This is a genomic window from Bdellovibrio sp. SBM16 (assembly GCF_056175625.1).
Genome location: NZ_JBJKJG010000001.1, coordinates 650,259 through 677,209, shown reverse-complemented (window position 1 = coordinate 677,209; position 26,951 = coordinate 650,259). Strand labels below are relative to the sequence as shown.

13 protein-coding genes, 1 tRNA gene and 1 pseudogene are annotated in these 26,951 nt (G+C 43.5%); 3 read left to right on the top strand and 12 right to left on the bottom strand.

All coding sequences use genetic code 11. The features are described 5' to 3' along the window. The first annotated feature begins 258 nt into the window (after positions 1–258). Both AC04MM_RS03050 and epsC read left to right on the top strand, forming a co-directional pair. Positions 259–1,254, top strand: a complete 996-nt coding sequence (locus tag AC04MM_RS03050) for a 3'-5' exoribonuclease YhaM family protein (RefSeq protein WP_475378839.1) — start codon at positions 259–261, stop codon at positions 1,252–1,254. Further along, the gene (epsC, locus tag AC04MM_RS03045; protein WP_475378838.1) at positions 1,239–1,748 is read left to right on the top strand and encodes a serine O-acetyltransferase EpsC; all 510 of its coding nucleotides are present in this window, start codon (positions 1,239–1,241) and stop codon (positions 1,746–1,748) included. The genes AC04MM_RS03050 and epsC overlap by 16 nt, the downstream gene beginning before the upstream one ends. Here epsC and AC04MM_RS03040 read toward each other — a convergent pair. The 6 genes from AC04MM_RS03040 to AC04MM_RS03015 form a co-directional block, all read right to left on the bottom strand. Continuing rightward, complete coding sequence (locus tag AC04MM_RS03040) at positions 1,737–5,225, bottom strand: hypothetical protein (protein ID WP_475378837.1); 3,489 nt, start codon at positions 5,223–5,225, stop codon at positions 1,737–1,739. The two genes, epsC and AC04MM_RS03040, sit on opposite strands and share 12 nt — an antisense overlap. Positions 5,226–5,281: 56 nt before the next feature. After that, positions 5,282–5,704 (bottom strand): DUF4112 domain-containing protein, encoded by a 423-nt coding sequence (locus tag AC04MM_RS03035; RefSeq protein ID WP_475378836.1) that lies wholly within the window; start codon positions 5,702–5,704, stop codon positions 5,282–5,284. 169 nt (positions 5,705–5,873) lie between these two features. Further along, positions 5,874–7,367 carry a transposase gene (locus tag AC04MM_RS03030; RefSeq protein ID WP_475378835.1) on the bottom strand — a complete coding sequence of 498 codons (1,494 nt, stop codon included), beginning with the start codon at positions 7,365–7,367 and terminating at the stop codon, positions 5,874–5,876. Between the two features lie 106 nt (positions 7,368–7,473). Next, a complete protein-coding gene (locus AC04MM_RS03025) occupies positions 7,474–8,811 on the bottom strand; it encodes a type IV secretory system conjugative DNA transfer family protein (RefSeq protein ID WP_347359485.1) in 1,338 nt (445 codons plus the stop codon). Continuing rightward, a complete protein-coding gene (locus AC04MM_RS03020) occupies positions 8,798–9,583 on the bottom strand; it encodes a hypothetical protein (RefSeq protein WP_475378834.1) in 786 nt (261 codons plus the stop codon). The genes AC04MM_RS03025 and AC04MM_RS03020 overlap by 14 nt, the downstream gene beginning before the upstream one ends. Positions 9,584–9,999: 416 nt before the next feature. Beyond that, positions 10,000–10,075, bottom strand: a tRNA-His gene (locus AC04MM_RS03015). A 328-nt stretch (positions 10,076–10,403) separates the two neighbouring features. On the opposite strand from AC04MM_RS03015, the pseudogene msrB reads away from it, so the two are divergent. Beyond that, positions 10,404–10,874 (top strand): annotated as a pseudogene (gene msrB, locus AC04MM_RS03010) (peptide-methionine (R)-S-oxide reductase MsrB); the annotation flags it as partial. Here msrB and AC04MM_RS03005 read toward each other — a convergent pair. From AC04MM_RS03005 to AC04MM_RS02980, 6 genes are all read right to left on the bottom strand, one after another. Further along, positions 10,875–22,124 (bottom strand): hypothetical protein, encoded by an 11,250-nt coding sequence (locus AC04MM_RS03005; RefSeq protein WP_475378833.1) that lies wholly within the window; start codon positions 22,122–22,124, stop codon positions 10,875–10,877. Between the two features lie 82 nt (positions 22,125–22,206). Next, the gene (locus AC04MM_RS03000; RefSeq protein ID WP_475378832.1) at positions 22,207–23,394 is read right to left on the bottom strand and encodes an EAL domain-containing protein; all 1,188 of its coding nucleotides are present in this window, start codon (positions 23,392–23,394) and stop codon (positions 22,207–22,209) included. 145 nt (positions 23,395–23,539) lie between these two features. Beyond that, a complete protein-coding gene (locus AC04MM_RS02995) occupies positions 23,540–24,442 on the bottom strand; it encodes an SDR family oxidoreductase (protein WP_475378831.1) in 903 nt (300 codons plus the stop codon). After that, positions 24,387–25,253 carry a M14 family metallopeptidase gene (locus AC04MM_RS02990; RefSeq protein WP_475378830.1) on the bottom strand — a complete coding sequence of 289 codons (867 nt, stop codon included), beginning with the start codon at positions 25,251–25,253 and terminating at the stop codon, positions 24,387–24,389. The genes AC04MM_RS02995 and AC04MM_RS02990 overlap by 56 nt, the downstream gene beginning before the upstream one ends. Before the next feature lie 22 nt (positions 25,254–25,275). Next, positions 25,276–26,274, bottom strand: coding sequence for a SpoIID/LytB domain-containing protein (locus AC04MM_RS02985; RefSeq protein ID WP_475378829.1), 999 nt, complete (start codon positions 26,272–26,274; stop codon positions 25,276–25,278). A gap of 77 nt (positions 26,275–26,351) precedes the next feature. Then, positions 26,352–26,732, bottom strand: a complete 381-nt coding sequence (locus AC04MM_RS02980) for a hypothetical protein (protein ID WP_475378828.1) — start codon at positions 26,730–26,732, stop codon at positions 26,352–26,354. Between the last annotated feature and the right edge of the window lie 219 nt (positions 26,733–26,951).

Here is a 26,951-nt window from a genome sequence, read left to right as displayed (position 1 = left end):
TAATATGTGTATTGAGGCACTGAAAGCCTAGGTTGATTGACCTGACCGGGCAAAACTAGTTAGGTCAGCTCTGGGCTATCCGGGTCAAACTCCCCGATAATGAGTCCTTATGTTGCACTCCTCGCCCCGATAGGGGCTAACCGAGAGCTGGTAAAAAAAGGAATTCAATACATTCTGTCGCACTTGAACCTGTCAGATTCGCGTTACAGCGAAAAAATGTGTTCAGAGATTTTTAACTTAAAAAAATAGTGGGTAGTTATGATAGGCACAGCAACAGCAACGCCGATTAAAAATTTAAATGATAAAGACCCGGTTCAAGACCGTATTTTTTTAGTTAAAGACAAGATCATAGGTGTTGGAAAAAATGGTAAACCTTTTTTGACAGTTTTGATCGGCGATCAGTCAGGTCAGCTTGATGGACGGATCTGGGATAACATTGATGACATGCAAAGCCGCTTTGAAATCGGAGATTTAATTAAAATCAAGGGTGTTGTGCAAATTTACAATCAACGTAAACAGCTCATTATCCACCGTTTGGAAAAAATCGAAGATGCAAGTTTAAATAAAGACGATTTTAAAATCAAAGAACGTCAAATTGATACACACGCACTTTACTCTGAACTTTTTCAAATAGTGCAGACAATAGAGATCCATCCGTTAAAACAATTGATGTTAGATTGTTTGCAAGATGAAGAAATTAAACCACGTTTGTTAAAAGCACCCGCGGCCAAGTCAATCCACCATGCTCATCGTGGTGGATTGTTAGAGCATATAGTTTCTATTTGTAAAATAATGCAGTTCATGGCGGCACACTATAACTATTTAAATAGAGACCTTTTAATTTTTGGTGCTATTTTTCATGATTTAGGAAAAATTTGGGAATTGGATCAGACAGAGCAGCAACAAATTTATTATACGTCTGCGGGACAATTACTAGGACATATGCTTTTATCATGCGAATTAGTTGAGAAGAAATCGCAACGTATCTTGGGGTTTCCTGAAGATTTGCGTATGATGTTAAAACATATTATCTTAGCCCACCACGGAAAGCTAGAATACGGTTCTCCTAAAGTGCCAATGTTTCCCGAAGCTTTAGTTGTTGCAATGATCGACGATATGGATTCAAAAATGGACACGATGATGTCCTTTATCAGTCAAGAACGTCAAAGCGGTGAATCGTGGTCGCGATTTAATGAACACTTTGAGCGCTATTTCTATATTGATGATTTAAAAACGAAATGGAATGTAAAGTGATTAGTTTCTTGCGCGCTTATAAAAATTACGATCCTGCTGCTAAATCAATGCTTGAGATTTTGCTCTTATACCCAGGCCCTCGTGCGGTATTTTTTCATCGTATTGCGCATACTCTTTACAAATGTAAGTTATTCTTCGTAGCACGTCTTGTTGCAGATATTTCCAGAACTCTCACAGGCATTGAAATTCACCCTGGCGCTAAGTTGGGAAAAAGGCTGGTGATTGATCACGGTGTAGGTTGTGTGATTGGTGAAACAGCAGTGATTGGTGATGATTGTGTGATTTTTCACGGCGTCACGTTAGGTGGAATGAAATTCGAACCAGTCAAGCGCCATCCGACCGTGGGAAATAACGTTCTTATCGGCACAGGCGCTAAAGTTTTAGGTCCGATTACGATCGGTGATAATTGTAAAATTGGTGCCAATGCCGTAGTCATTAAAGATCTTCCGGCAAATTCGGTGATCGTAGCCCCCCAGGCAATTTTAATTCGTTAAAATTGGATTTTGTAACTGAGTTCTGCGAAATATGTCCAAATCAGAGTGTCCTTGAAACTGGCCAATTTCTGGAGCCCAATAATCATTTCTTAATCGAAATGTTGGATTAGTTAAATCTAACATTTCCTCGATCGAAGTAATAATCCACACATCGTTAGTTTTAACGTGTTTTCTAATCTCGGCAGCATGCTTTCCTTTAGAGCCAATAAAATCTTCGATGATATCAACTATCTCTTTAGCAGTCTTTTTTAGCTCTTTTTTGTTTGAGTCCTTGCTCTGTAATACTTGTAACACTTTTGTTGCGCGACGAGAAATCTGCGGAGCAGTTTCAGATGAAGCATACTGATTAAGATGGGCAAGGTTTTCTGATTTTGTGATGGCGGTTAAAAGGTCAACAACAGCCTTTGAGCTTAATTGCCAGCGCATTGATCCCTGAAGATCCTGATACTGTTCAATTTTTTCAGGAACATCAAACTTGATGTAATCAGCTTCACCAGATCTGACGTTAAAGTACTTAATAAATTCGTTATAAAAGTCTTTTCTTTTTGTATATCTGTCTCTTTTACTAAAACTTAAATTCACTTCAAAGCGGTCAAAATTGTTTTGTAGTGTATTAAGACTACCTTCAAATGCAATATCAAGAGCTTCGCCTTCATTCGTTAAATTGCCGAAAAAGTTTAAAATTGAAATTTCAGGGCCTGATTTTTTATTGTTCCAGATACGATCAAAAGATCGATCGCGTAAAACACTTCTTTTAGCTAATAGAATAGATTTTTGATTCAAAAAAACTTCGCTTACAGAAGTGCTGCTATCGCGATTCCATAAAAATAAGCCAAAATTAAAGCTACTTGATTTGTTTGTTTCAATAACTGTAGTCGGTGAGATGATTTTATCGACTGCAGAAAAATCATTATCGATCAGGGCAACATTAAATGCCTGATTTGATTTGCTAATTTCTTGTTGGCTTTTAGCGAGTAAATCTAGTTTGTAATAACTGCGATTCAGTGAAGATTTATTTTTTTGATACATTAAAGCAAGTCTTAGAGCAGCTGTAACATCAAATCCAGTTTTTACATTTTTATTTTGGAAATGGGTAACAAAGGCTTCTAACAATGTGTCTGATTTAGTAAAATAGACTGTCTTGATAGTTTGTTTACTGATACCTAATAGAGCAGCCTCAATTTGTAACTGATCCAGGGCTTTTACCTTAATACTGCCAATCGAAGCACCGTAGCTATGAGTTACAAACAGCTGTTCGCCTTTTCTAAGATTTTCGCGGATGTCGTTTAATTCAAAAGGATTTATTTTTTTAAAAAAGCGCTCAGAGGCGATTTCACTTATTGAGTTAACGCTGTGGCTGTATTCAAAAGAAAATACATAATACAAAGCTGCCGGGGTTTTGAAGTTTTCATTGTCAATACCAAGAGGCAGCCCCACGCTTAGTTTATCTTTAATTAGATAGCGGCGCTGATCTGGCCCAACTTCGTTATTAACACCGATTTTTCTAGTCGCTTCAAAAATCTGTCCACTATCAGTTTGTACTTTTCCTAAGTCGAATTCAACAAGACCACCATTTGTGATTTTTTCAGTTAATATTGTGTCTGTGATGATTTTACTGACGGTATTAGAAAAGGTATTTAAAACGTTGGCTTTTATTGCTTGCCATGGCGTATATTGATTTCCAAGTACTGGAATAGTGTTGTCTTTGATCTGTTGAACGCCATCTTTTAGATAGCCATTTTCATCAATATATTCGGGATGTAATTGTGAAAGTTTTTGCGCTGACATAACAGCATGTAAAGAAATATTTTCTTTATCCAAGTCAAAGTCTGTTATCATTTTATTAATTCGAGACTTAATTTTTTCAGCATAAACGGCTGCCACTGGCTCTGGCATACCGGAAGCTTTTACCATGTCGTTGATTTGATTTGATGTAATGCGTGCAATACGTCGAGCTAGCCATTTTACGTCGCTGTAGGTTGTTTTCTCCCAAGTTCGTGAATTGAAAATTGAAACCCAAAATAGCTTTACTTCGTCTTCATCGGTCCATGTAAAATTCCATGTGTACTCGTTAGCTGTTCCAGTGTTTCCCCATGTCGGTATACCCAGTGACTGACCTACGTCAGAAATGAAGAAGATGGGCTGCCATAGAGATTTTTTATTCGGACGGTAAGCATCAACTCTGCTTTGGTATTCGAATTGATCTTGCAATGAAATTAAAGCATTTAATAAAACCATGGCACGATATTCACGACGATTGCCAAAGCCATTGTCTCCCATTCTGAATGGCCCCATTTTTCGGTACTTATCATCATCGGGATACGCTTCAAGATTTGCATTTTTTAAATAAACTGCGTTTTCACCAGCGATACGTTCGATGTGAGTCAGTGGTGAGCCTTGCTCAAGGCCATGGGCATTTTTCCATTCTGTAACGAATTGATCAAAGCTGATATCGCCAAGGTCGAGCTTGATTTTTTTTCTAAATGTATTGGGGTTTGCTGGGTATCCGATAGCTCGCGCCAAATGACTTGAAAGCGGCGTAGCATAGGCTTCATGACCTAAACGAATAGTAATATCCTTTTTCTTAGGTTTACCTTTGCTGTTAAGATCGTTGTTATCTATCCACTCCGTTTTGATTTTGATATTTCCATTTCCCATGCGTTTGTAGTGTAGCACGGGTACCTCGATCGTTTTTGGCGGAAAAAGTTGTTCGCCAAAGTAAATTTCATTTTTAGGATCGTAACTTTCAACATCGTTGTTAGTCCAAAAAGCTGAACTTGGCGGATTTAATTTAGAAATATCTTCTTTTTTGGCAAGGAGTTCAGAAATTTCAGTAGCAGTAAGAAATGTTTTAGTTTTTGGATTTAATAGATTACTAGCTTGTACAAAATTACTGTCGTCTTTTTTAAAGTTAAAAAAGTTACGAACAATATTTTTACTGCGGTCGATGGCTTTAGTAAAAAGACCTTCTGGGTAAGGAGTATAGGCGGCGGCAACAAATAGTAATATCGTTTCTACTTTTTCATGGATTTGCGAATCGCTTAGAGATAACAAGTTATTTTTGAGATCTTCGATGTTTTCAAGAGCAAATAAAAATGGAGCTAAAGCTTCTGCTTGTTCGTTTTGTGCTTCAAGCCCTTTTTCTTCAGCCTTTTCTTGGTCATATCCATGCTGAAAGATCAAATTAGTTTTTTTATTCATTTTGGCTGAATGAAGTAGTTGGTCTTTTTGCTTTATTAAGAGTGCTTTAAGAATTTCAAGCTTGTTTAAGTCAATTTTGCCATTGTTGCCGTAAAAATATTTTAGTCGGTACAGGTTAAAATCTTGAATGTGTCGATTTGAGACAGATCCTTCGGAGTTAGATCGAATCGCCGTAGTGATCTTTAAATCAGCATAAGTCAGCTGTAAGCCTAAAAGAGTGACGGCTGTAAAAACCTTATACGCAGAACCGAATTTAAAACCAATTAGTTGCTTCATGGTAGCTCCTTTAAGTCATTATCAAATGATTACTCAAAGGAGAGGCCAGAAGATTTTTAGAATAAATGGATTAAATAAACTGTTAAGCTGTACAAGCCATAAAAAACCAGGGAGATTATAGCTAAATAGGTTCCCAGAATGGCTATGTTTGCAAGCCATGAGCGTTTAATAGTGCGCGAAGCATTTTCAAGGTAATTATCCATGATACGATAATTCTTCGTATTGGCTTGCCAAAAAATATCGCCTAAGTTTCCAAGTACAGGAATCGCTGTAATAAACATATCTACACTGATATTTAATAGCATACGCACCAACACCACCGCTGAAACGCCGTGAAAAGCCGCATAGATCACAGTGAAAAGTGAAATCAAAGTGGTCGTCACGTTTCCATAGAATGGGAGTAGTCCTAAAATAAAATCCCAACCAAAGCTAATGCCAAAAAGTCTAAGACATATAAAAGAGGGTTTCCTGAAACCCAATGTCTATGCTCCCAAGGGAACTACGCTCAAACTCCCCGATAATGAGTCCTTATGTTGCACTCCTCGCCCCGATAGGGGCTAACCGAGAGCTGGTAACTGGTAAAATAAACAGGGTTTTTCGTCGCTTTCGGTAATTAGGCAATAGCACCCCACTCCTGGTCAGATTAATTCACCAAGTTGGATCGCGTTGATCTATTTCATCGATGAAAAAGTCATCAGAACAAGGCGGACCACGAGATTCTATGACCTCTAACGGTCGAAACGAACTTAATTCCCCAAGACTTTCTAAGACCTTTTTTGCAGCGGCTTTATCCTTAATAACAGCAATCTGCTCTAACCTGCCGGAACACCTTGGGCAGACTGTCACGTCAATTTTGAAAGTACGCTTCAACATCTCTGCCCAACGAAGACGCTCTTTTTTTACTTTTTCAACCTTCGCAAAATTATTCACAAGATAAGATTCGTTTGTTCCCTTTTTCTGCGATGGTCGTTTGACGATCAAATCCCGATCTTTAAAGTTCGGAGCAAAACAACCATGATACCTCACCATATTCATGCGTGGCGGGGGAATCAACGCCACCAATCTTGCAATAAAATCTAAATGCGAAAAACTAACGTGTGTTGTGCCATCACGCCAAGGGGATTTCATTTTGTAAACCAGCTGATTAGGAAATCCTTCCGACAGCCTTTCTGTTGCAATAGGCCCACGAGCCATATATCGAATCAGCTGTTCAAGCCTTTTGCGATCTTGCGCTGGAACACTCACACTGGCATTTAAGCTAAATCCGTCGATCTTCGCGGAATAAGGATCCTGACCTTCGGGATCCACTTCTATTTTTTTAACTCCAAATCTTTTGAGCCCCGTCCCTGCTCGATCACCGAACGCAGCTTTTTGTGTGATGGAAATCGACTGCATCTCGCCCAACGATTCCTCGTCAAAAAAAGTTTGAAAATCTTCTGCCAGCCCCATTTTCTCGATGGCGTTTAAAACCTTCTTGCGGATTTTTATGGCGACGGAACAAAGTTCCACAAAACTCGGCTCTGCCAACCGATGGAACCGATATCCGCCTGACGTTTTATAAAACACTCCGTCAGGGATCACTGTGTGAAAGTGAATGTTTAAATTTAGCGCTGAACCAAATCTTTGAATAAAAGTCACAGCCCCACTCCGGGGCTCTTTAAAACCTGCAGCTTTGGCGCGTTTCCTTTGAAACGATTGAATTTCATTAATATAAATTTTCAAGGCCTTATTCATCAGACTTTGATTTCGAGCTATCAGTAATCGCATTTTAAATGGAAAAGAGAAAACCCACTGCCTGGTGGGAACTTCCGGGATCACGGCATCAACTAGATGAGCCGCCTCATCATTCATCCGCCGCGCACAGCAACTGGGGCAAAAACCCCTGCGCTTACAAGAAAAAGGAACAATGCCGGAGTACCGGCATGCATAACAATAAGTTCTAACGAATCCGTTTTCTGGAATTCCACACTCCAGAAAGTCATCGAACTCATCACGTATAAAATGAGGTAAGGTTTTGCCGACTTTTCTTTGTTCGTTTACGAAAATCGGCCAATAGGTTTCGATGGTCCGATACAATAGATTTTGCTCCGGCCTGTGGCGCCGATAGGATTTGATTTTTAAACTATTGAGAGCCGCCACCATGGGCGAAATTCAAAGCAAATTTATTGCCGACACAAAAAGTACACGGTTAAGTATTCAACGACTTCACCTAATTACTGAAAAACCACCATATAAACGGTTGAAAATATTAATTTTCATGATTCACCGCCACTAGGTACGCTCTAGATTCTGGATACTTTTTCACTGATATACACTTCCCAACTTTTAGGGATTTAATTGTATTGGGGTGAATCACAAACTCCTCCACTTCCCTAAGCGACTTATTCCCCGTCGGAACATCCAGCCAAAGCATCTTTGAAGACTGCACCGTCTCCTTCCAAGCTTTGCGGGTTCCTGCCATCGCAGAGATCATCTCCGCACTCTCCGGACGCTTCTGAAGAAAGGCATACAAGGTTGATGTATTCCCCATCAGGCGGCCTGCAAACTCAGGGCTAATTCGCAACAAATCACATATCTCTTGGTGCGCAACTATCACCGACATTTTCGAACTTCTCGCACGATCCAGGAAACCAATGAAGTCTTCCTGAGCTAAATCTGCAAACTCATCAATAATCACTGTGAACGGACGACGTTGCTCTTTCGGAACTTCGGCATCAACCTTTGCCGAAACCATTTTTAAATCTTGCAGGATAAATCGACCTACCGACTTCGCCGTCTCTCCATACCTGCGGGAATCCAAAAACACAAAAGCGATCTTTCCATTGGATACAGTATCGTACAAATTAATACCTGGATCTTCCGAAGTGATCATATCTCCAAAATCAGAAAGAACCAGCGACTCGATCTGAGTTCGCAACCCCTGAAGTGATTTATAATTATCCTGCGAATTGAGAAAATTGTAACAATCTTCCAATGCAGCCTTAGCCCGACGCTCGCACTCAGGCACCTTCAATGACAGACTTTCCAAAAATTCAGAGCTACTTGCCGCCTCCAAAACGGTTCCCAAATGAAATCTGAATGACTGCTTATCGCGCAGATAACAAAGACCAATCAATACCTTTAAAAGAAAACTGGCGGACTGATTTTTATAAAATTCCTCAGACCAATTTAGCGACAGCATGATTTTATCTCGCAGCTGCGTTGGCGTTCCGTCATCAATCAAATTATAAGGAATAGACAACTTCTGATCCGACAAAGAGAAAATCTGAAGATCCTCAATTCGGTCGTTGTCGGCAACAAACTTTGAAAACTTCATGATCATCTCGATGTCACCTTTCAGATCAATGAACAGCAACCCCTTCCCCTGCTGAATTCGCTGTTTGATGATATGAGAAAGCAAAACTGTCTTGCCATACCCTGATGCTCCAACAATATGAACGTGGTGATTGAGCTGACCTTCTGTCAGTTCCTCCTTGCGCCACAAGGAACCACTGACCTTGCCAATGACAACGCGATCAGCAGAAGAAGGCTTAAGATTGCCACCACCACCGGACACCAAATCTTGAACGGCATTAAGCTTCTTCATGCTTAACCTCATCATTTCTAAAGAAGAAATCTTCAACGGTCACGACTTCAAAAAGTTCCCCATAGATCCGGGTCTCTTTAAGCAAAAACTTTGCGACAGTATCTTTCGCACAAACAAACTGAACCCGATCAAAAACCTTGTGTTGCATATTGGTCGAACGCATAAGTTGAACATATTTTTTGATTTTGTCTTGATAACGACTTTTCGCCTTCACAGCGATTTCAAGTTCAAAGGCAACGCGCACACTAGCCGAAGTGACATAGATCGCATCGGGAATATATTGAACGGTCAGACCACCAGCTAATTCTGTCGAAGACTTTAGTTTACGATCTGAAATCCAAGAATTTACATTTCTCAAGGACTCAAGATACAAACGCGCACGTAAAACGCCACGGTCATGCAAGAAGGTCCGTTGATCAAATCCCCCACTCGGTTTACTCACAAACTTCTCGGGGTTAAATTGCGACAACGCATAGTATGCTTTGAAGGTGGTAACGTAGTATCTCGTGCTTTCAGAAAAGGATCGCATCGACTTCAAAAAGTTTGCCTTTTCAAGTTGGCAAAGTCGCTTCCTCGCCCACTCCGAACTTTTCGCCGATTCATTCGTTAAGGTTATCTTAAAAAACTTCTCAAACACTTCCTCAACACCTGCGAATTTCATATCCATGATAAATTCTAAAATTTCAAAATCCCTCTCAGTTAATACAATATTCTTTGCTGAGGTTCGTTTTTCTGTGATCTCTGGGAATATCCCACTCATTGCTAATTGCATTCATTCCTCCCTAAAAAATTTAAATCTGCCCGCCCTGTTGATAGCCAATCTTTGACTATTGGTTTTGCTTGCCTTGCGAGCTCCGCTGCTGACCACCTGATCTCGTAGAGAGCGGGTGGTCAGCAGAAATAAGGAGCGAGCAAGACAAGCTAAACCAAGTCACCTCGCTGACTTACAGGGCGGGCCTTGTAACGCGGGCAACTTGGTCTTGGGATGTGCTTAGGGATGAGTGGTTTGTATCAAAAAAATCGTATAGCCAACGTATAGCCAGATATAGCCAAACAGGGTAATTCCCCGTAATTCGCTGTAACGGTACACGCGCGAAGAGACCCGTAACTTATTGAAACCACTTGATTTGAATTTTCAGCTATTTATGATTTTTGGAAGGCCTTTTTCAATTTCCTAGGAAAGGAAATTGGGGCGACCGACGGGGCTTGAACCCGCGACACTCGGAATCACAATCCGATGCTCTACCAACTGAGCTACGGCCGCCACTGACTTGAGTAGTCCTTGAGAACCAAACTTATAACGACCTTTTCGCCGCTTGGCAAGAAGTTGAGCCTTAAAACTATTAAAAGCGCATTTCATGGGTGATTTTGGCTAATTTTTCAGCCGTTTTACGGGGTAAGACTCCCGTTTGACCGCTATTAGTTAAGTGGTAGGCTTTACTGATATGAAAACTTTATTACTATTTGCAACCATCGCTTTAAGCTTTTCGCTGGCTCAGGCACAGACCAAACCAGCTTCTGCTACCCCTACAACCACTAAGACGGAGAAAAAGAAAGTGGAAAAATATAACCCAGAAACCTGCGCATTTCCAAAAGACGACGATGCTTTAAAAAAATTATTAACACCCGAACAGTATGCGGTCACAAAGAAAAACGGCACCGAACGCCCGTTTGATAACGCTTACTGGAATAATCACCACCCGGGTATTTACGTAGATGTCATTTCAAAAGAGCCTCTGTTTTCTTCGAAGGATAAATTTGAATCAGGATCAGGCTGGCCAAGTTTTACCAAACCTATCAATAAAGATGTCGTCGTTGAAAAAGCCGACACCAGCCACGGCATGGACCGTATTGAAATCCGCTCAAAGCGCGCCGACTCGCACCTGGGCCACGTGTTTCCCGACGGGCCCAAAGATAAAGGCGGCCTTCGTTACTGCATGAATTCGGCAAGTTTAAGATTTATTCCGTTAGAAAAACTGGAAGAAGAAGGCTATGAAGATTATTTAAAATTATTCACAGCCAAAGAAATCGCGGATGCTAAAAAGCACCCGTTTAAAAAATAACTATTCCCAGTCTAACAACACTAAACGCCCGTCCGGAGTAAGTGCCACTTGGCGGGCTTCATTCATAAGCGCCATATCACGATCGGCTGCTTTACCACTGTTAATAGAGCTGATTCGGTTCTGGTCATTTGAACGTTTAGCAATCTCCGGTGCGATTTTTACGAATCGATCCCACACCGATTGCAGCTCAGAAAATTCTTTTTCTTCGTGATCAGTCAGTTTTTTGCCCGATTTTAAATCGTACAAGCGGTCTTCGACCTGATTTAACGTCATACGGATACGCACTTTTTCATTTACGATATACTCGTAGTTTTTACCGTGATCAAAAACCTTAACCACTTCTAAACCAGGAATGCCTTCATACTTAGCTCGCGTCTGTACATAAGTTTCAAAAAACTCTTTACCCGATTTTTTGCCGGACACGCCGCTGGTTAAGTACGGAAGCCTGATCACCTTATTTGGATCATTTGTGGCATACAGGTTTGAGGTATTACCCGCGCCGATATAATCACCTAATTCAAAACTCTCAACCTTACCACTGTTTGCAGACACGGCCTGAACGACATCGCCCTTTCTTAGACTTGAAATCACGTTGTCATACTGACTGCGTTTAAAGTTTATTTGTCTCTCATTTTGCCATGCATTTAGCCGCGACGGCTCTTGCAATGACGGGTCAGCTAAATTCACCGTGACCGGGTCTTGTTTTTTGATCGAGGCAGGACTTCGGTTTGTTTGGCTGCGGTATTCGATAAGCAGCTTTTGCGCATTACCTTTAACATCATAATGAACCGCATTTGGCAATTCTTTGCTGTTTAACCAGCTGGCAAATCCCGGATCATTTTTATAAGCCATCAAAAACGCAACAACTTCCGGAGCCTCAGATTTTTCATTATCAGAACGTTTGGCAATGTTTACGATCATGTAATCCAAAGCCGTCTGGCTGTGGCGCTGATCAAGCTTACTGGTTCTGCCCGAAGCCAGAGGCTGCGCTTGCGGGGCAAACGTTTTAAATTTCTTAAACGGATCACCGTGCAGACGCTCTTCCTGCGCCAGCATCTGATCCATCCCTTTAGCGATATCACCGGCCGCAGAATCATTGGTGTAAACCAATTTTCTTTCGCCGCCGACTTCATCGATAAACTTTAAAGTCATGCGTTCAATCGCGCCGCTGCTGTCACGCACAAGCTCGACATGATCTTTGATATAATCATTTTGTTTTTGTAAGCGCACAATCGCACCACCGACTAACTGACTCAGCTCTGTCTGCTGTACTTTATCCAGTGCTTTAAAACTTGCCGCATGCTGCTGCAGGGCCTGCAACTGACGCATGGTCTTTTCAGGATTACCAAACAGCATCTCGTGCGGAAGCTGTAAGCCTTTATTCGGGGGAACACCGACATCGCGTACAGCGATTTTCGGATTAGCCGCAAGCGGCGTACCACCTAATTCGTAGAAAATTTTATTTACCCCGCCGCGCGTGCCTTGGCTTAATCGGTCAAACGTCGAGTGCACGATACCGGCCGGTGATTGCGGCATCGGGTATTTAGGTTTAACTACACCCGATGGCAGTTTTTCACTGGCAAAAATCGAATTGGCAAAAAGTACTTTGGCTTTCGGGTGTTTTGCATTGGCCAGCGAGTTTGGTACGATCGTGCCGGACAAAAATCCCCAGAAGCCGTCGTCCGGGCCGTTATGGCCAAGGTTAGCTAAAAACCGTTCGCGAAACTGTGCCGGTGTAATTTTACCGGTGTTTAAATCGCGGATGGCCAGTTGCATACCCGGAAGTTCATGTAAATAACCACGCAACACCGGAACTTCAGCGATAATCTCTCGGATATCCTGGTTGGAAATATTCGGGTTTAACATCTGCGGGTTGGCAAATCCTAAACTGCTTAAGATCGATTTAACTTCTTTACCGGCCGGTGTCTGATCACTGCCGCGGATCGTATCAAAGAGCTCGTCTGATTCTTTGTTTTTATTGATCAGGATATGTTCCTGAAATTTTGCGATCTTACCGACATCCGAATCAAGCATACCGAATTTTAAACCTTCGACGTCGACTTTAGCTTTTTCGATGACTTTGGCAACCGAAGCATTTTGTGTTGCGATGATTAAATCTTCCTGATGCAGAACTGATTTAACTTCTTTCGGCGAAAGGTCAGCGGTTTTAATCGACTCAACGTATTTTTTAACCTGCTCGTCTAATTCAAGCTCATGATTTTGCGCCGGAACAAATGCACTCGGAGGCAGTGGCGCTTCAACGGCAGGCGTGCTGGCCGGAACACGCTGAAAGCGTTTAAATTTATCCGGGTCAATAATCTGCTGCGGATTTGATAAAAGGTCTTCAACTGTTAAGTCGGCCTGCTCATCTACTTTAACCCAGCTGTCTTTACCGTATACTTTTTCGATCTCGTCTTTTAGTTTGTACTTATTTGATAAGTACTGTTGTTGTTTACGCAGCACCAGTAAATCAACTTCTTTATTTTTATGACCATAGCGTTTTACCCCGTACAGAACACGGTCATACTCATAACCTAAATTGTGGTAGTGATCTAACGCCACTTTTTTAAGTTCTTCCGGCGTTGTCGACTTTGATTTAGCAGCGATAAGTTTATCAGTCGCCATTCTTGCCACATCCGGGTTATCAGAGATAAAACCGGCACGGATGGCAGCCTTGGCATTGGCTTCGCTGCTCCAGAACGATTTCGCTGAAGAACCTAAGTTTTCATAAATCGTATTGGCTGAAGCACGGTAGTACGGGATTGCTAAATCCATATTGCCGGCTTTTGCCATGTCATCAGCAATTTTATTTACGGTACGGGTGTAATTTTCTGGCTGCAACTGGCGGTCGATACGGCTTATGCGGCTGATAATCTGACGTTGTTTTTCAACAATCGGAGTCAGCGGATGGCTCGCTGTTAATTCGTTCACATCACGCATACCAAAGCTGCGACCGCGCACCCCTAATACCGAATCCAGTTCTTCGACCAACTCTTTTGTAGCTGGGTTTATATCTAAAGCCTGTGCTTTAATACCGCTTGAGGCCGGACTACGTGAAGAAGCCGCTCGCGCTTCAGCAACCAGACTGCCGCCTTTTAAACCTTCAGGTGGTTTTGGTACACCGACTTTGGCGCGCAGCTCAGTTAAATAAGCTTTATCATAATCCAGACGGCTTTGCGCGTTTAACAGACTGATGCGTGTGTCATGCGATAACCGGCGTAGCTCGGCCATCGCTTCACTGCGCGACATATTAACCGGCGTAGAAAAATTCACTTTAACCGGCCCGTCTTTTCCAGCAACACGGTTAAGAGTCACTTCCCAGATCGTGTAGTTGCTATTACCGGTACGGCCGATATCTTTAGCGACCAGTGAACCAATCGCTTCATCAATCTGATCCAACGCCGCATTGGTGTCGTTGATAAAACCCTGTCTGCGGTCAACGCTGGTTTGCATGTGATTGATATCACGTTTAACCGCACGGTTTGGTACACCCGGCACACCGGATTTACTTTGCGCAATGACGGTCTGCTTATCAACCGCAAAATTTACGGTTGCTGCTTTAATCTCGTCGATGAAAAAGCCGTTTCCATAGCCAGGTGCGGTTAACGAACCCTTCTCGGAACGAATGGCCAAATCACCGTTGATACGGTCGGTTTTAGTGTGCGAAATTTCATGTAATAAGGTCGAAAAACGCTCGTCGATATCACGGTCGATATTAATATAAACCGCTCCTTCAGGCGTTGTAACCCCTGCACTGTTGACCAACAGCGGATTACTTTTTGCATCGTCATAAATAATTTTATTTCGCTCTTCAACTTTTAAACGTGATTTACGGCGAAGCTCAGCAAGCTGGGCCTCATTTTTTGCGTTAGCAAAATCATTATCAATCTGCGCACGCAACGCCTGAGGATCCAAACTGCGTGAACGATTAGCTTTAATACCGACAAATGATGAATTTAAATCACCCAGTTCACGGTCGGTCATTTTCTGTAACACCACCGATTTATCTTTTTTAACACCGACCGTATAAATCACTTCGCCGTTTACTTTTTCACGGCCCAACACGACACCTTCGACTTCAGTGCCCACAGGTTTTGGTAACTTAACTTTATCACCAATACCGGCTGTCACGACAAAGTCGCCGGTTTTTAACTGCGCCAATGGTTTTACAATAATCGGAGTGACCACAGGCACTGCATTCGAGGCCGGAGCACGAAGCATTTTCTGTGCCGACGCAAGATTTTCTACCCCTTTAACACCGCCACGTTTATAGGCTTCAAACACCGCACGTGAAGTAACCCCGCTACGGCGGGCCAGCTCAGCTAAGGCCGTTTGGGTTTCAGCATTTAAATCTTTTTTATCAACCGGACGGCCTTTACCAACGGCTTCTTTGGCGGCGCGGTTTCCTTCATCTAAAATCTGCTGTAATTCAGTGTTTGATTTAGCCTGGTATTCCGTACTGCGCTTAATATCGGCTTGAACTTTCTTTAAAGCATCAGCCGTGTTGGCGTATAATAATTGCTCCTGGGTAAGCTGAATCTGGTTGCCTACACCGGTTTCATCCGCGTACTCAACCACATAGCTCTTTGCCATACCCGGTTTGGGTTCGACCTGTGTCAACACCCGGCCAAGACGTAACTCGCCGTTACCAAGTGGCACAACGATATCCGGGTTATTTTTTCCGTCTTTAGAAACCAACACTGGCGAATCCGGCGAGAAATCCAGTTTCACCGAAGCATCGGTCTTGGCCATCGCAGGGATTGTACCCCAGTCACGCAAAACTTTGGTGTTGTTGATGTCTTCTAAATCAGTTTTGTAAATAATTGTATCAGTACCGTCTGATTCACGCACCAGATAGCCGCCGTTTTTTGTCTGACCGACAACCACAGCATCAAGTTCACCGGTCCCGTTAAACTCGCTGATCACGATACGATCACCAACCCGAACTTCTGAAGCCGGAATCGGAACGGCCTTATCGATATTTCTTACCGCTACGATCTTGGCACGTTCTAAAGAAATCGACTCGTCGGCTGAGGCGATCGAGCGTCTGTACGGATCACGGGTAATACGCGTGTTCGTTGCATCTTCTAAATCAGATTTATAGATGATGGTTTCTGTGCCATTCGCCTCACGCAGAATCATTCCGCCATTATTGGCCGGACCTACGATCTCGCCGCGTAGTTCGCCGGTCCCGTTAAATTCATCAATCGTTACACGGTCACCCAGACGGATATCACCCGGCTCAACTTTAATAACCTGCGCCAATTCTGCCGGATTGTTACCGGCAATACCTTTGCGTAGAAGTAAACTTGCTTCGGCTTTGTTAAACCCGGCCTTACGTAAGATATCTGTCTTTTCGCGCAACTCTTTCATTGTATAGTCAAAATAACCGCGCTCTTTGCCACCAACCGCATGCGCTGCCGCTATCGCGTCTTTTTGCGCCGGAGTTAACGGACGTTTTAAATACGCTGCGGCTGTGGCCACGCGTGACGGCATATCTAAATCGCCGTTTACTTTTAGTTCTGCTGTCAGGCCGCGGTAGAACTTGGCCTCACTGGTGGCCTGCGCACTTAAATTAAATTCTTTACCCCGTGAATCTTGCACCCGTGCGGTGCCATCTTTATTAAGTCTGACAAACTTAGCATGTAAGTCAGAGCCACCTTCAAAGTTTTTTAAGTGAACCTGATCACCTTTCTGTGCAAGCTCTGGTTTAACACTCGCCTGCGCCACGATCTCATCACCACGACCGGCAAAATTTGCAACTTTAACGCTGGTGATACGCGGTGGAACTACCGCCTCTAAACTTTGTGGCTGGATCAGCGGTGTTTCCGGGGTTATTTGCTGCGCATAAAGCGGTGCACGATCAGTAAACCGGTTTAATAAGCGTCTTTCAGATAGTGATAACGTCGAACCGTCAATATCAGCATTGCGAATTGCCGTTACAAATTTTTCAGCATTACTAAACTCACGGTTAGATAAATAACCACCGCGCGGGTTATAACTTAAACTTTGGCGCAATAACTCAACATCAAAGTCTTTTTTACCCGGAAACAGTTTATCAAATAAAGCACTGGCTTCTTTTTTTGTACCCACGGATTTGTAATCCAAGGCCGCGGTTTTATTTTCATCAAAAATACCTAATTCACGGGCTATACTTTCACGCTGACGCTCGGTTAATCGCGTAGCTTTTAAACCCTCTTGTTCAGCTAAGTAATCTAAGCGGTTACGGGCTGCATCCGCAGTTTTTGCGGCATCTTCGACCTGGGCGCGTGATGTTGAAGCAATACTGCGGCTTGCGCCCGTTGCCACCGGTGTGACATCAACCTCAAGAGTCTGGCGAGGAATTAAAGCCACATCTGGATTAGCCTGGCGCGCGTACAGCGGTGCACGGTCTGTGTATTTATTTAATAAACGTCGTTCGGCGGCCGTTAAATTGCTGACATCAGCTTGTTTGACTGCGTTTACGAATTTTTCGGCATTCGAAAATTCACGCTCACCGATATAACCACCGCGCGGATTATAACTCATTGTCTGGCGTAGCAGGTCGGCATCAAAAGATCTCTGGCCTGGCATGATTCGGTCAAATAAATCACGGGTTTCTTTTCGGGTCGCAATCGAACCATAATCAATAGCTGAAGCACGGTTAACATCTGTAATACCAAGTTCACGCGCGATGCTTTCGCGCTGACGCACATTGAATTTAGATCCGTTTAAACCGTCTTTTTCAGCCAAAAAGTCTAATTCATTGCGGGCTCCACCGGCCTGCGGTGAATTGTAAACATCAGCACTGCTCATGCCTGAAACTTTTTGAGCGCTGCTTTGTGGCTGCACCACAGTTTTGCGGGCCACTTTAAATTCTTCATAAAGCTCAGTCGGATTACGCGACTGGCGTTTGGCCAGCTCTTCAAGGGCTTTTTGTCCTTCGACATCAATTTTTTTAATTTTTAAAGTTTTATCAGGCTTACCGCTTGAACCATAACTTACATCATACTGATCGCGTACACCGCGGCCTTCCGCTCTGCGGAAACTGTCAGAAACAATTTGTTCTAATTCAGCCGAAGATTTTTTTGCAAAACTCGCATGGCGGGCATCACGGATTTTAGCCTGGCGTAAAGCCAGCGGCGTGTTTGCACGTTTTAACACTAACTCGTCCATTCGCACGATGGTCGCTGGCTTGCCCGGCGGATAAATTTCAACTTCGTACTGGCCCTTGGCATTCGGGCCACTGATCACTTTACCCGGGTAAGAAATATCTTTTCCTACAACCGGTACATTGATCACCGGATTAGGCTGCTTCAACGGCACAACCACATTGGCCGCGATTAATTCTTTGGCGGTTTTTCTGGTGCGGCCGATACCGACACCTTGCTGGAAAAATTCAACTTCATAAAAACCGTTTTTATCCGGCCCGCTCATCACCGCACCTGGGTTGGTGCGGCCGGTATTACCCATCGGAACCTGGATCTGTTTACCCTTAACGATTTCAAATTCGGGAACCGGAGGCTGTTCGGCTACGATACGAACGTTATCTAATCCCGTCCCGCCGGTAACCCCTTTACGTAAAAGTAAGCTGGCCTCTTCATCACTAAAGCCCGCATCACGTAAAATTTTGGTTTTTTGTTTTAATTCACCTTTAGACAGGGTGTAAATCCCTTTATCGCTGGCGATTTTATGCGATTTAATCACCGCATTTTCCTGCTCCGGCGATAACGAACGGCCTACATAATTTTGTGCAGCTTTAACACGCTCTGCCTCATCCGGAATCTCTAAGTTCTTTCTGACTTCTTCTGGTAAATCGCGCGAAAATTCTGCGCCTTTAACTTCAGATTTCACTAAATCAAATTCTTTACCGCTTTCATCTTTAACCCGTAAAGTACCGTCAGTATTTTTCTTAACGATACTGGCATTTAAATCACCACCGCCCTCAAAATTCTTAACACTGACCATGTCACCCGGGCGGACAAACTCTTCTTTTAATTTAACATTTTCAACTTTAGCGGGTTGTAATAATTCACCCGGAGCGTAGTTGCCGATTTTAGCCGGCGTTGGCTCGGCTTTAATCACCGGTTCAGCGGCCCCATTTAAACTTAAACGCTGGGCACTTTTTACTTCATCACGTAGTAAATCAAATTCTTTACCGTTGGCATCAGCCACACGCAATAAACCGTTATCTAACTTTTTGACGACTTTAAAATCAGCGGCATCTCCGCCTTCAAAGTTAGAAATACGGATCTGTTCCCCTTCGACAAAGCGAGCGTTCGTCGATTTATCAACGACCGTACCATCATCGACCTTAACATCAGCATCGGTTTTAACCGGCACTGCAGTTGATGTTTTAACTGATGTTCTTGCTTTTATTGGCGAAATGTTTACCGCTGTCGCTGCCGGAGCATTCATGGCAGCCAATAATTCATCTTCAACAGATTGGCGTGCCGGCGCTGCTGGCTCAGATTGCACTGACGCCGGTGCGCGGCTGCGCGAGGCCTGCTGCTGTGGAACATTGATAGAAACAGCTGCCGCTCCACCACCGCCTGAACCAGAGTCCATGCGTAATGAAGAGACCTGATAGCGTGGTGCTGTTTGTGCGGCCGCTTTTTGGTTAAATACCGGAGCCTGCTGCTGGCTACCACCGGCCATCGTGCTGATTGAACTACTTGAACGCGTATCTAAGGAGTTGCCGCTGTTCGGTACCGGGTTAAAAGATCCTGTTGTTGTTTGTTGCCGCGCTGGCGGCGCATTTCTTGCCGCCAGTATCGCACGATCCGACTGCAGGTTGCGGCCGTTACTCATAATTTCATAAAATCTAGCATCTAAACGTTCGCGCAGTTTCGGATTCGCTTCAAAAATTTCACGCATCTCAACTTCACGCGACGAGATACTGCCGTTTGAATTATTGTAGGCGACTTCGACTCTGCCAGAGCCATTCGGATCTGCTTTAAGACCGGTTATCTGCGCATTTAAATATCCGCCATCGGCATTGGCCACACGCACACGCTGACCGCGATTGGCCGCGATAAAATCTGTTTCTAGCGTCTGTGCCAGCTGGTCACGATCTCTATCGGTACGAGGATTGCCACCGCGTCCGTTCGTAGCGGTACTATTAATTTGCTCTTGAATGCTATCGATAAGATCATCACTGCTATTTGCCGTGGTCGTATCTGGTTTTGCCGCGACCGTGGTGTTGGCCGTGGTGGTTAGAGCCGCACCTAATTCGCGCTGCTCTGAAGTTAAATTTTGATTGGTGCTGGCAAATTCGCTTAGACCAGTTGAATCCTGTGTTTTACCTGAAACAGCTGTGGCCGTATCTGCGGCAGCTGTCAGATTATCTACGGGTGCTGCATCTTCGGCCGGTGCTCGCACCTGTTCTGTAGGTTTTTCGACAGGCTTTTCTACAAGTTTTTCTTTCGGTTTTTTTGCCGGTGATGCATTGGAAGCCGGTTTTTGCGCCGGTTTAACTTCAGCAACTGGTTTTACCGAAGTTTGCGAATTTCCGGTAACGGCCTGTGTCTCTGAAAGACCTGCGGAAGCATTGTTGGCGCGAAGTGTGTTTTTTAAAGAAGCTAAACTCACGCCGACGGCAGCTGCATCGACAAGAGCCCAAAGCGCGGCTTCTCGGCAATCAGACTGTTCAAGGCGGGCTTGAGCCAATGGCGATTTTGCATCTTCACAAATATCGGCTTTCAAACGGGATGACGACGAAGCATCTACCGCGGCCTTCGCTGGTAATTTACATTTAGCATAAACATCAGAGACAGATTTCGAGGCATAATAAACATCACCGCCTGCAACCCCGGTCACTGTCGCTGAACTTCGGGCGATCTGAGAAAAACGGCCTAAGCGCGAAACGACGCGCGCACCTGCGGCTACGGTTCCTAAACCGGCGGTACCTACGACGATGCCAATGTCGATAGCGGCATTCTTCGTCGCCTCACCGACTTCTTTCTCAAACTTTTGGTTATCGTGGCCCATGCGGATATAACATTGTTCAATGCCAAAATAAGTGTCTAATTCTATTGCTTTACGAAGAGAGGCCTGACTTTTTAAAGTGGCCGGATTAATCGGCTGCCCTTCGCGATCAAACTTTTCACCGTTATTGTATCTGGCGTAGTCATCCAGAGGTTTATCATATCCTGTGGTTGCCACTTTCATTTCGCTTAGACTTTTTCGGATGTCATCAAAATTACATTTTGAGTTTGCATCGGTGTTGCTATACACCAGGCAGCGAAGATCCTGCATACTTTTTTTATGACTTGCTACTAACGCTTTACGATTTAAGTTTAACTGAGCTTTGATCGCTTCTTTGACGGCGGCTTTATCTTTATACTGGGCCGGAAAACATTTACGCTGTCCACCGCCGCGTCCGCCACCTTCACAGCGCGCCGGTTTGGCAATGGCCAATTTCTGAAATTCAGCACCATCAATCCATGGGTAGCCATCTTTAATCTGTGCAATTAACGCCATTTCAGGAGCGCAGTTTTTTTGATAAGCGGCTTGTTTACTTTTTTCACTGGCTCTTAACAAAGACGGCATCAGTTTGTTCTTACAGTTGCTCAGCAACTGTTCTGCTTTTTCTAACTTGGCTAGAGCCTGAGCTGTTTTATCTGCGACATCATCTAAACGTTTGTCACGTGATTCGCTACATTTGTTGGCGGTATTTTCTGGGCAGCGACTTTTCAGCTTAGGAAGCATTTCGCTACATTCAAAATCCTTTGCATTGCCCCCGCTGATCAGTGAATCAATATAACTGATTTCGTCAGCGACTTTTCCATTAAAGTCTTCGATCTGAACTGCGGCCGAATAAAAACGTGTAGCAATCGCTGCCTGATCTGGTGCAGAAAGATTTGAACAACCATTTAAAGAATTTTTCAACGCCGGAGAAAAATGGTCGCCATAGATTTCTTCCATACCGACTTTAACCTTATCGCCGGAATTAATCACCGTCATTCGCGGTACTGTTTGTCTTTTACCGGTAAAAGAATAATTACCACACGTGTCTTCTATATCACCGATCAAAGATCGCGTTAAAAATGAGGCTTTTTTATCGTTTTTGACTGAATCAACAAGCGTTGCCGGACAAGCGCTTCTCTCAAGGCGAACACTGTCTTGCTGTGATGAAGTCGCTGGATTTCTTGAACTGCCGCGCTGACGTGCTCCTGTCGATGTTTCAGAGGCGTGTGCGATTCTGTAATCCATGGGCACGAAGGAATTAAAAATTAATGAAAAAATGACTAAAAATTGAATAGCGCGCATAGGCACTTTATCGGCTAAAACCATATAACAATTAAGGTTTTAGACACTGTCACAAGGTCTAATTTATGGAGATTTTATTTAGCTAGCTGGCTACTTTTTCTTTTACGATCTGAGTTGGCAATTTCATAAACAGATCCAACGGTAAGGCTTTAGAATACAACCAGCCTTGTGCGTAATACGCACCTAATTGCAGTAACGACTCACGCTCATCCAAAGTTTCAACACCTTCGGCGATAATATCCATGCCTAGGGCCTGTGCCATGAAGACCATCGACTTCACAACAGCTAATACTTTCGGATCGGCGTTAATTTTTGAGACAAATGATTTATCAATTTTCAGATAACTGACAGGCATCTGCGATAAATACTGCAAGCTTGAATATCCGGTACCAAAGTCATCAATTGAAATATGAAAACCTTTATTTTTACACGAATCTAAGATCTCAATTGCCACAACCCCGTTCATCATCACGCGCTCAGTGACTTCAAGCTTGATGTTTTTCGGGTTTACTTTGTGTTTCCACGTCAATCTTTCAAGATCCACTAAAAAATCAGGGTGAGTAAACTGACGTCCGCTCACATTGATACTCATAATAAAATCGTCGCCAAACGTGCCTTTGATTTTATGGAAATCCTGGAGACAACGTTCAAAGATCCAGTGTCCGACTGAAACCATTAAAGATGAATTTTCTAAAAAGTCGATAAACTTATCCGGCTGGATGTAACCGATCACCGGGTCTTTCCAACGGATTAAAGCTTCGGCGCCGACCACACGATTGTCCTGCATATTGATAATCGGCTGGTAAAACATTTCAAACTCTTGGTTGTTCAAAGCTTCCTGCAGACGATTTTCAAATTTCAGGTTTTCAAAACCGTCCATCACCATGTCGTCCTGGTTCATGTTAGCTTCGTTACCATGAGTCAGTGATGAATTGTTTTTACGTACACGATTCATCATCACTTTTAATAATAATTGAACTAATTGGTCAGAACCCTGAAAACGCTCGATCAATTGATCTTTTGTCACAACGTTAAGAATTGTGTCTTCAACCGCTTTAACCGATGCCGAACGTGGCAATGAGTCGATCAGCGACATTTCACCGAAGATCTCACCTTTTTTGATGTGGGTTAACGGCACAACTTTTTGATCGATTTCAAGGTAGACAAGTACTTTTCCGCTCTCAACAACGTATGCGCAATCACCGGCTTCACCCTGTTTGAATAAAACAGTGTCCTTTGCGATTGAAATTTGTTTCTTTAACGTCGTCATTAGCGTTCCTCGTTAACAAACCTATCGTCACAGGCGTGCAGCCAATTTACTGGATTGAGGTCTAGTTCTTGGTTTTTTAGCCCCCCACTTGGACAAAACTTGGGCTAAAACTCTACCAACATGAAACACTCGCAACTTTATTAGTCTAATTCTTATTTAAATCGAGGGCTTTGCAGGTTAGAAAATCGAATAAGCGCAACGGAAAAAGTTTTGGCAGATACCAGTTCTGAAATTTTCGTGGCACGGGCGCATATCTGAATTTTGGACGGGCATTTGTCAGAGCGTGATCAATATCTTTAACCACCGCTTCAACCGGTAAAGCATGCTTCACTTCACTGCCCGCAAAACTTAAAAATTTTTGAAACGATTTTTTATATTCAGTATGGTCATAACTTTTGGCCACAACATCAAAGCCTTTGCCCCAGATCGGTGTTTTAATCGAACCGGGAGCAACAATTGAAACCTTCATGCCGTAGAGATTTAACTCACGTCGAAGGCTTTCCGAAAACCCTTCAACCGCATGTTTACTTGCACAATACCCCCCTAAAAATGGGGTCCCGTTTTTACCGGAAACTGACGAGATATTAACAATGCGTGCCCCATGTTTGGATTTTTTTAACAGCGGCAAAATCGTTTGCGTCATCTTGATGACAGCCACAACGTTGATATTAATGATGTTCTGTAATTCTGTAAAACTTTGATACTCGATTGGTCCGGCCAAAGCTATGCCGGCGTTATTAACCAGGGCATCAACATGCGCTATACCATTTTGGCTTAAGATCTGTGGGATCTGGTCGACTTTGCTGTAATCAGTGACATCAACTTCAATACCCAAAAATGACTTGGCGTATTTTTTTCTAAAGGTTTCACCGTCTTGTGATTTTCGGTAAGTGCCGATAACAAACCAGCCGGATTGCATGTAAAAATCAGCAGTCGCCTGGCCGATGCCGCTGCTGATTCCGGTAATAAATAAAACCTTCTGGTGCATGCGCCTACTCGAGTAAAACTCTTTGCGGTGCACGCGCATCACAACGACCGGTAAAGTCATGCTTGGCTACGCGGGTTTTAGGCGAATTTTCTAAAAAGCGGCGAAGACCTGGGGTGTTAACTTCGATCATGTTTTTGATCGCCACTGAATCGGGATTGTGCGAAAAACCTAATTCAAATAACAGCGACCAGATCCCGTGCTTCCAGTAAGCGTAATCTTCAAAAGTACCATCAGCCGCGTATAAAATCTCAGTGTTGTTACCTGTCGTATAACGGCTTTCAATCGTCGCATCGGCCACCAGCTTTTTATACTCATTATCATACGGTGTCGATAAATCCGTTGTCGAAATACCCCACGGATAAACCACCGCCGGCCAGTAAGTGTGTAAGGTTGCCGAAATCTGAATATTTTTTTCGTCGATAAATGTAGCCAAAGCGTTGGTTGATTTTAAACGAAAAGCTTTATCACGCTTACATGGACTTGGGTAATCGCGGTTGGCATCAACGGAAGTACTTAAATTTTGCTCGTATCTGCTGCCTCGATTATAACCGGTCACATTTAACACCGGAATAATATAAACCGTCTGTCCCTCGATAGGCTTTCTAGCGATGCTTTCAGCAAAGCCCAGAGCGACCGCCGTCGAGCCGTACTCATTACCATGATGAGTGGCTACAACTAACGATGCCGTTTCACCGTTACCGACTTTTAAAGCTTTGATGGGTGTACCTTGGTCATTTAAGCCGATCGTGATGACCTGGGCCTGCGTAGGATGAGTTGCTGCGATTTCATTAAGTTTGGCTACAGCATTATCATACTTGTTCGCAGCTGTAGGGGCCTGCATTAGAAAAAGCGCCAGAATGCCTTCTAACATTGGGATCTCCTTATCCTAAGTGTTAAAGATTTTGAGCAGTTGTCTTGTTTATCGTCTTAGGGATTTCGTTGTTTGTTAAGTAGTTTTTGATTAGCAACGATTGAATCTTTAAAATTTCAGCTTTCGGATAATAGTGCGTCAAAATATCCATGTACGTCCGACCTTTTTTGGCCATGTACAAACTTCCCCACTGGCATAATCCTACGCCGTGCCCAAACCCGCGCCCCGTAAAGGTTACGACATTATCGGCAATCTCCACCGTGTCGGGTGAGGAACGGATTTTTGAAAAACCAAACGTCTGACGCAGCTTCTGAATGCCCCACGCCTCAAAGCGGACAAGTTTTTTCTTAAAGTAAGCCGCTTCGAAAACCTCTTTGGCTGTAAGGTCTTCTTTAAGTTCTGCAACCGGCAGTTGAAATGACCATTGATTTTTACTGCGGCTTGCACACCACGCATCTTTTGCCGTACCTAAATCCACCGCCCCTAACCACACTTTGTCGGCCGGAATTGTCTGCCCGCCGCAATCTGCGTGATAAAAACTTTTAACCACTTTTTTGTTTGATGACAGCACAATGTTCTCGGTTTTCTGCACCGCCTGATATGCTTTTACCGAATCGGTCCACTGAAACACCTGATCCATCTGATCATTTTCAACATGAAAGATTTTATCCCGGCGTTCATTCATCCGCGCAAAAAGATACGATCTGGCGATGACCGCCTGTGCTTTTAAAGCCTCTTCCGGCCAGGCCTGCGGCATCTCTTTTGAAACTACACCGGCTAAGTAATGAGTTAACGGCACGACTTCAATCACATCAAACTTGCCGCTGTCTTTATGCACGACTTCGTACTTACGCAAATGCTGGCCAAACATGGCCGTAAGGTTTTTCGGGTACTGGTTTAGATCTTTTTCGATGCGGACACGGACATGGGAATATTCAGCGGGATTTTGTGCTAACACCTGGGTTGATAAAAACAAAGAAATAGCGAGCGTAACAATAGAATACGTACATCGAAAAACCATAACTCATTTGATCGGGAGTCAGGCTTTACGACTAGGAATTTTTAGCCCATTGGCCCAAGAGTTGGCCGTGGGTCTAGTTACAGGGATTTATACTTTTGCATCACCTGCTGGAGAAAAGTCCAGACCGTGCTTTTCAAAGATTTATTTGCGTGCAAAACCTGCGGTGAATAGGTCTGGCTTCCCGAAGCATCCGGCGATAGCACCAGGCTAAACTCAATCGGCGACAGGCCCGGGTTTTTCTGCGAGAGATCCTGCACCACCATCTCACCGGCCGGAATTTTCATCGCTGCCAGCATGTTGTTTAGTAGCGTGTGATCTTCATTTGAAAACTGGTTGAAGTTTTCAACCCATACCGTGATTTTAGGCGTCGCCACAGCTCTTGCCACAGAGCCGGGATTTGCAGGCTCATTTGACTTCAAAATCTGGCTTACGCCTAACACATTTTTTAGGTATTTCACGTACTCTTGCATAGCTCGGTACACAGGTATAAAACGCCTTTGTCATTTTTACAAAGACTCTTTTCGGCACTCAAATCAAATATACCAGCCAAAACCGCTATAAACGCTTAAACCGTAAACTCATTAGACAGGCTCTTTTTACACAGTCAAAAATCATAACATCTATTTAATTTGGTTACTGAAAGGTAAATTTCTTTAAAACAGATAAGGAGTTCCCCC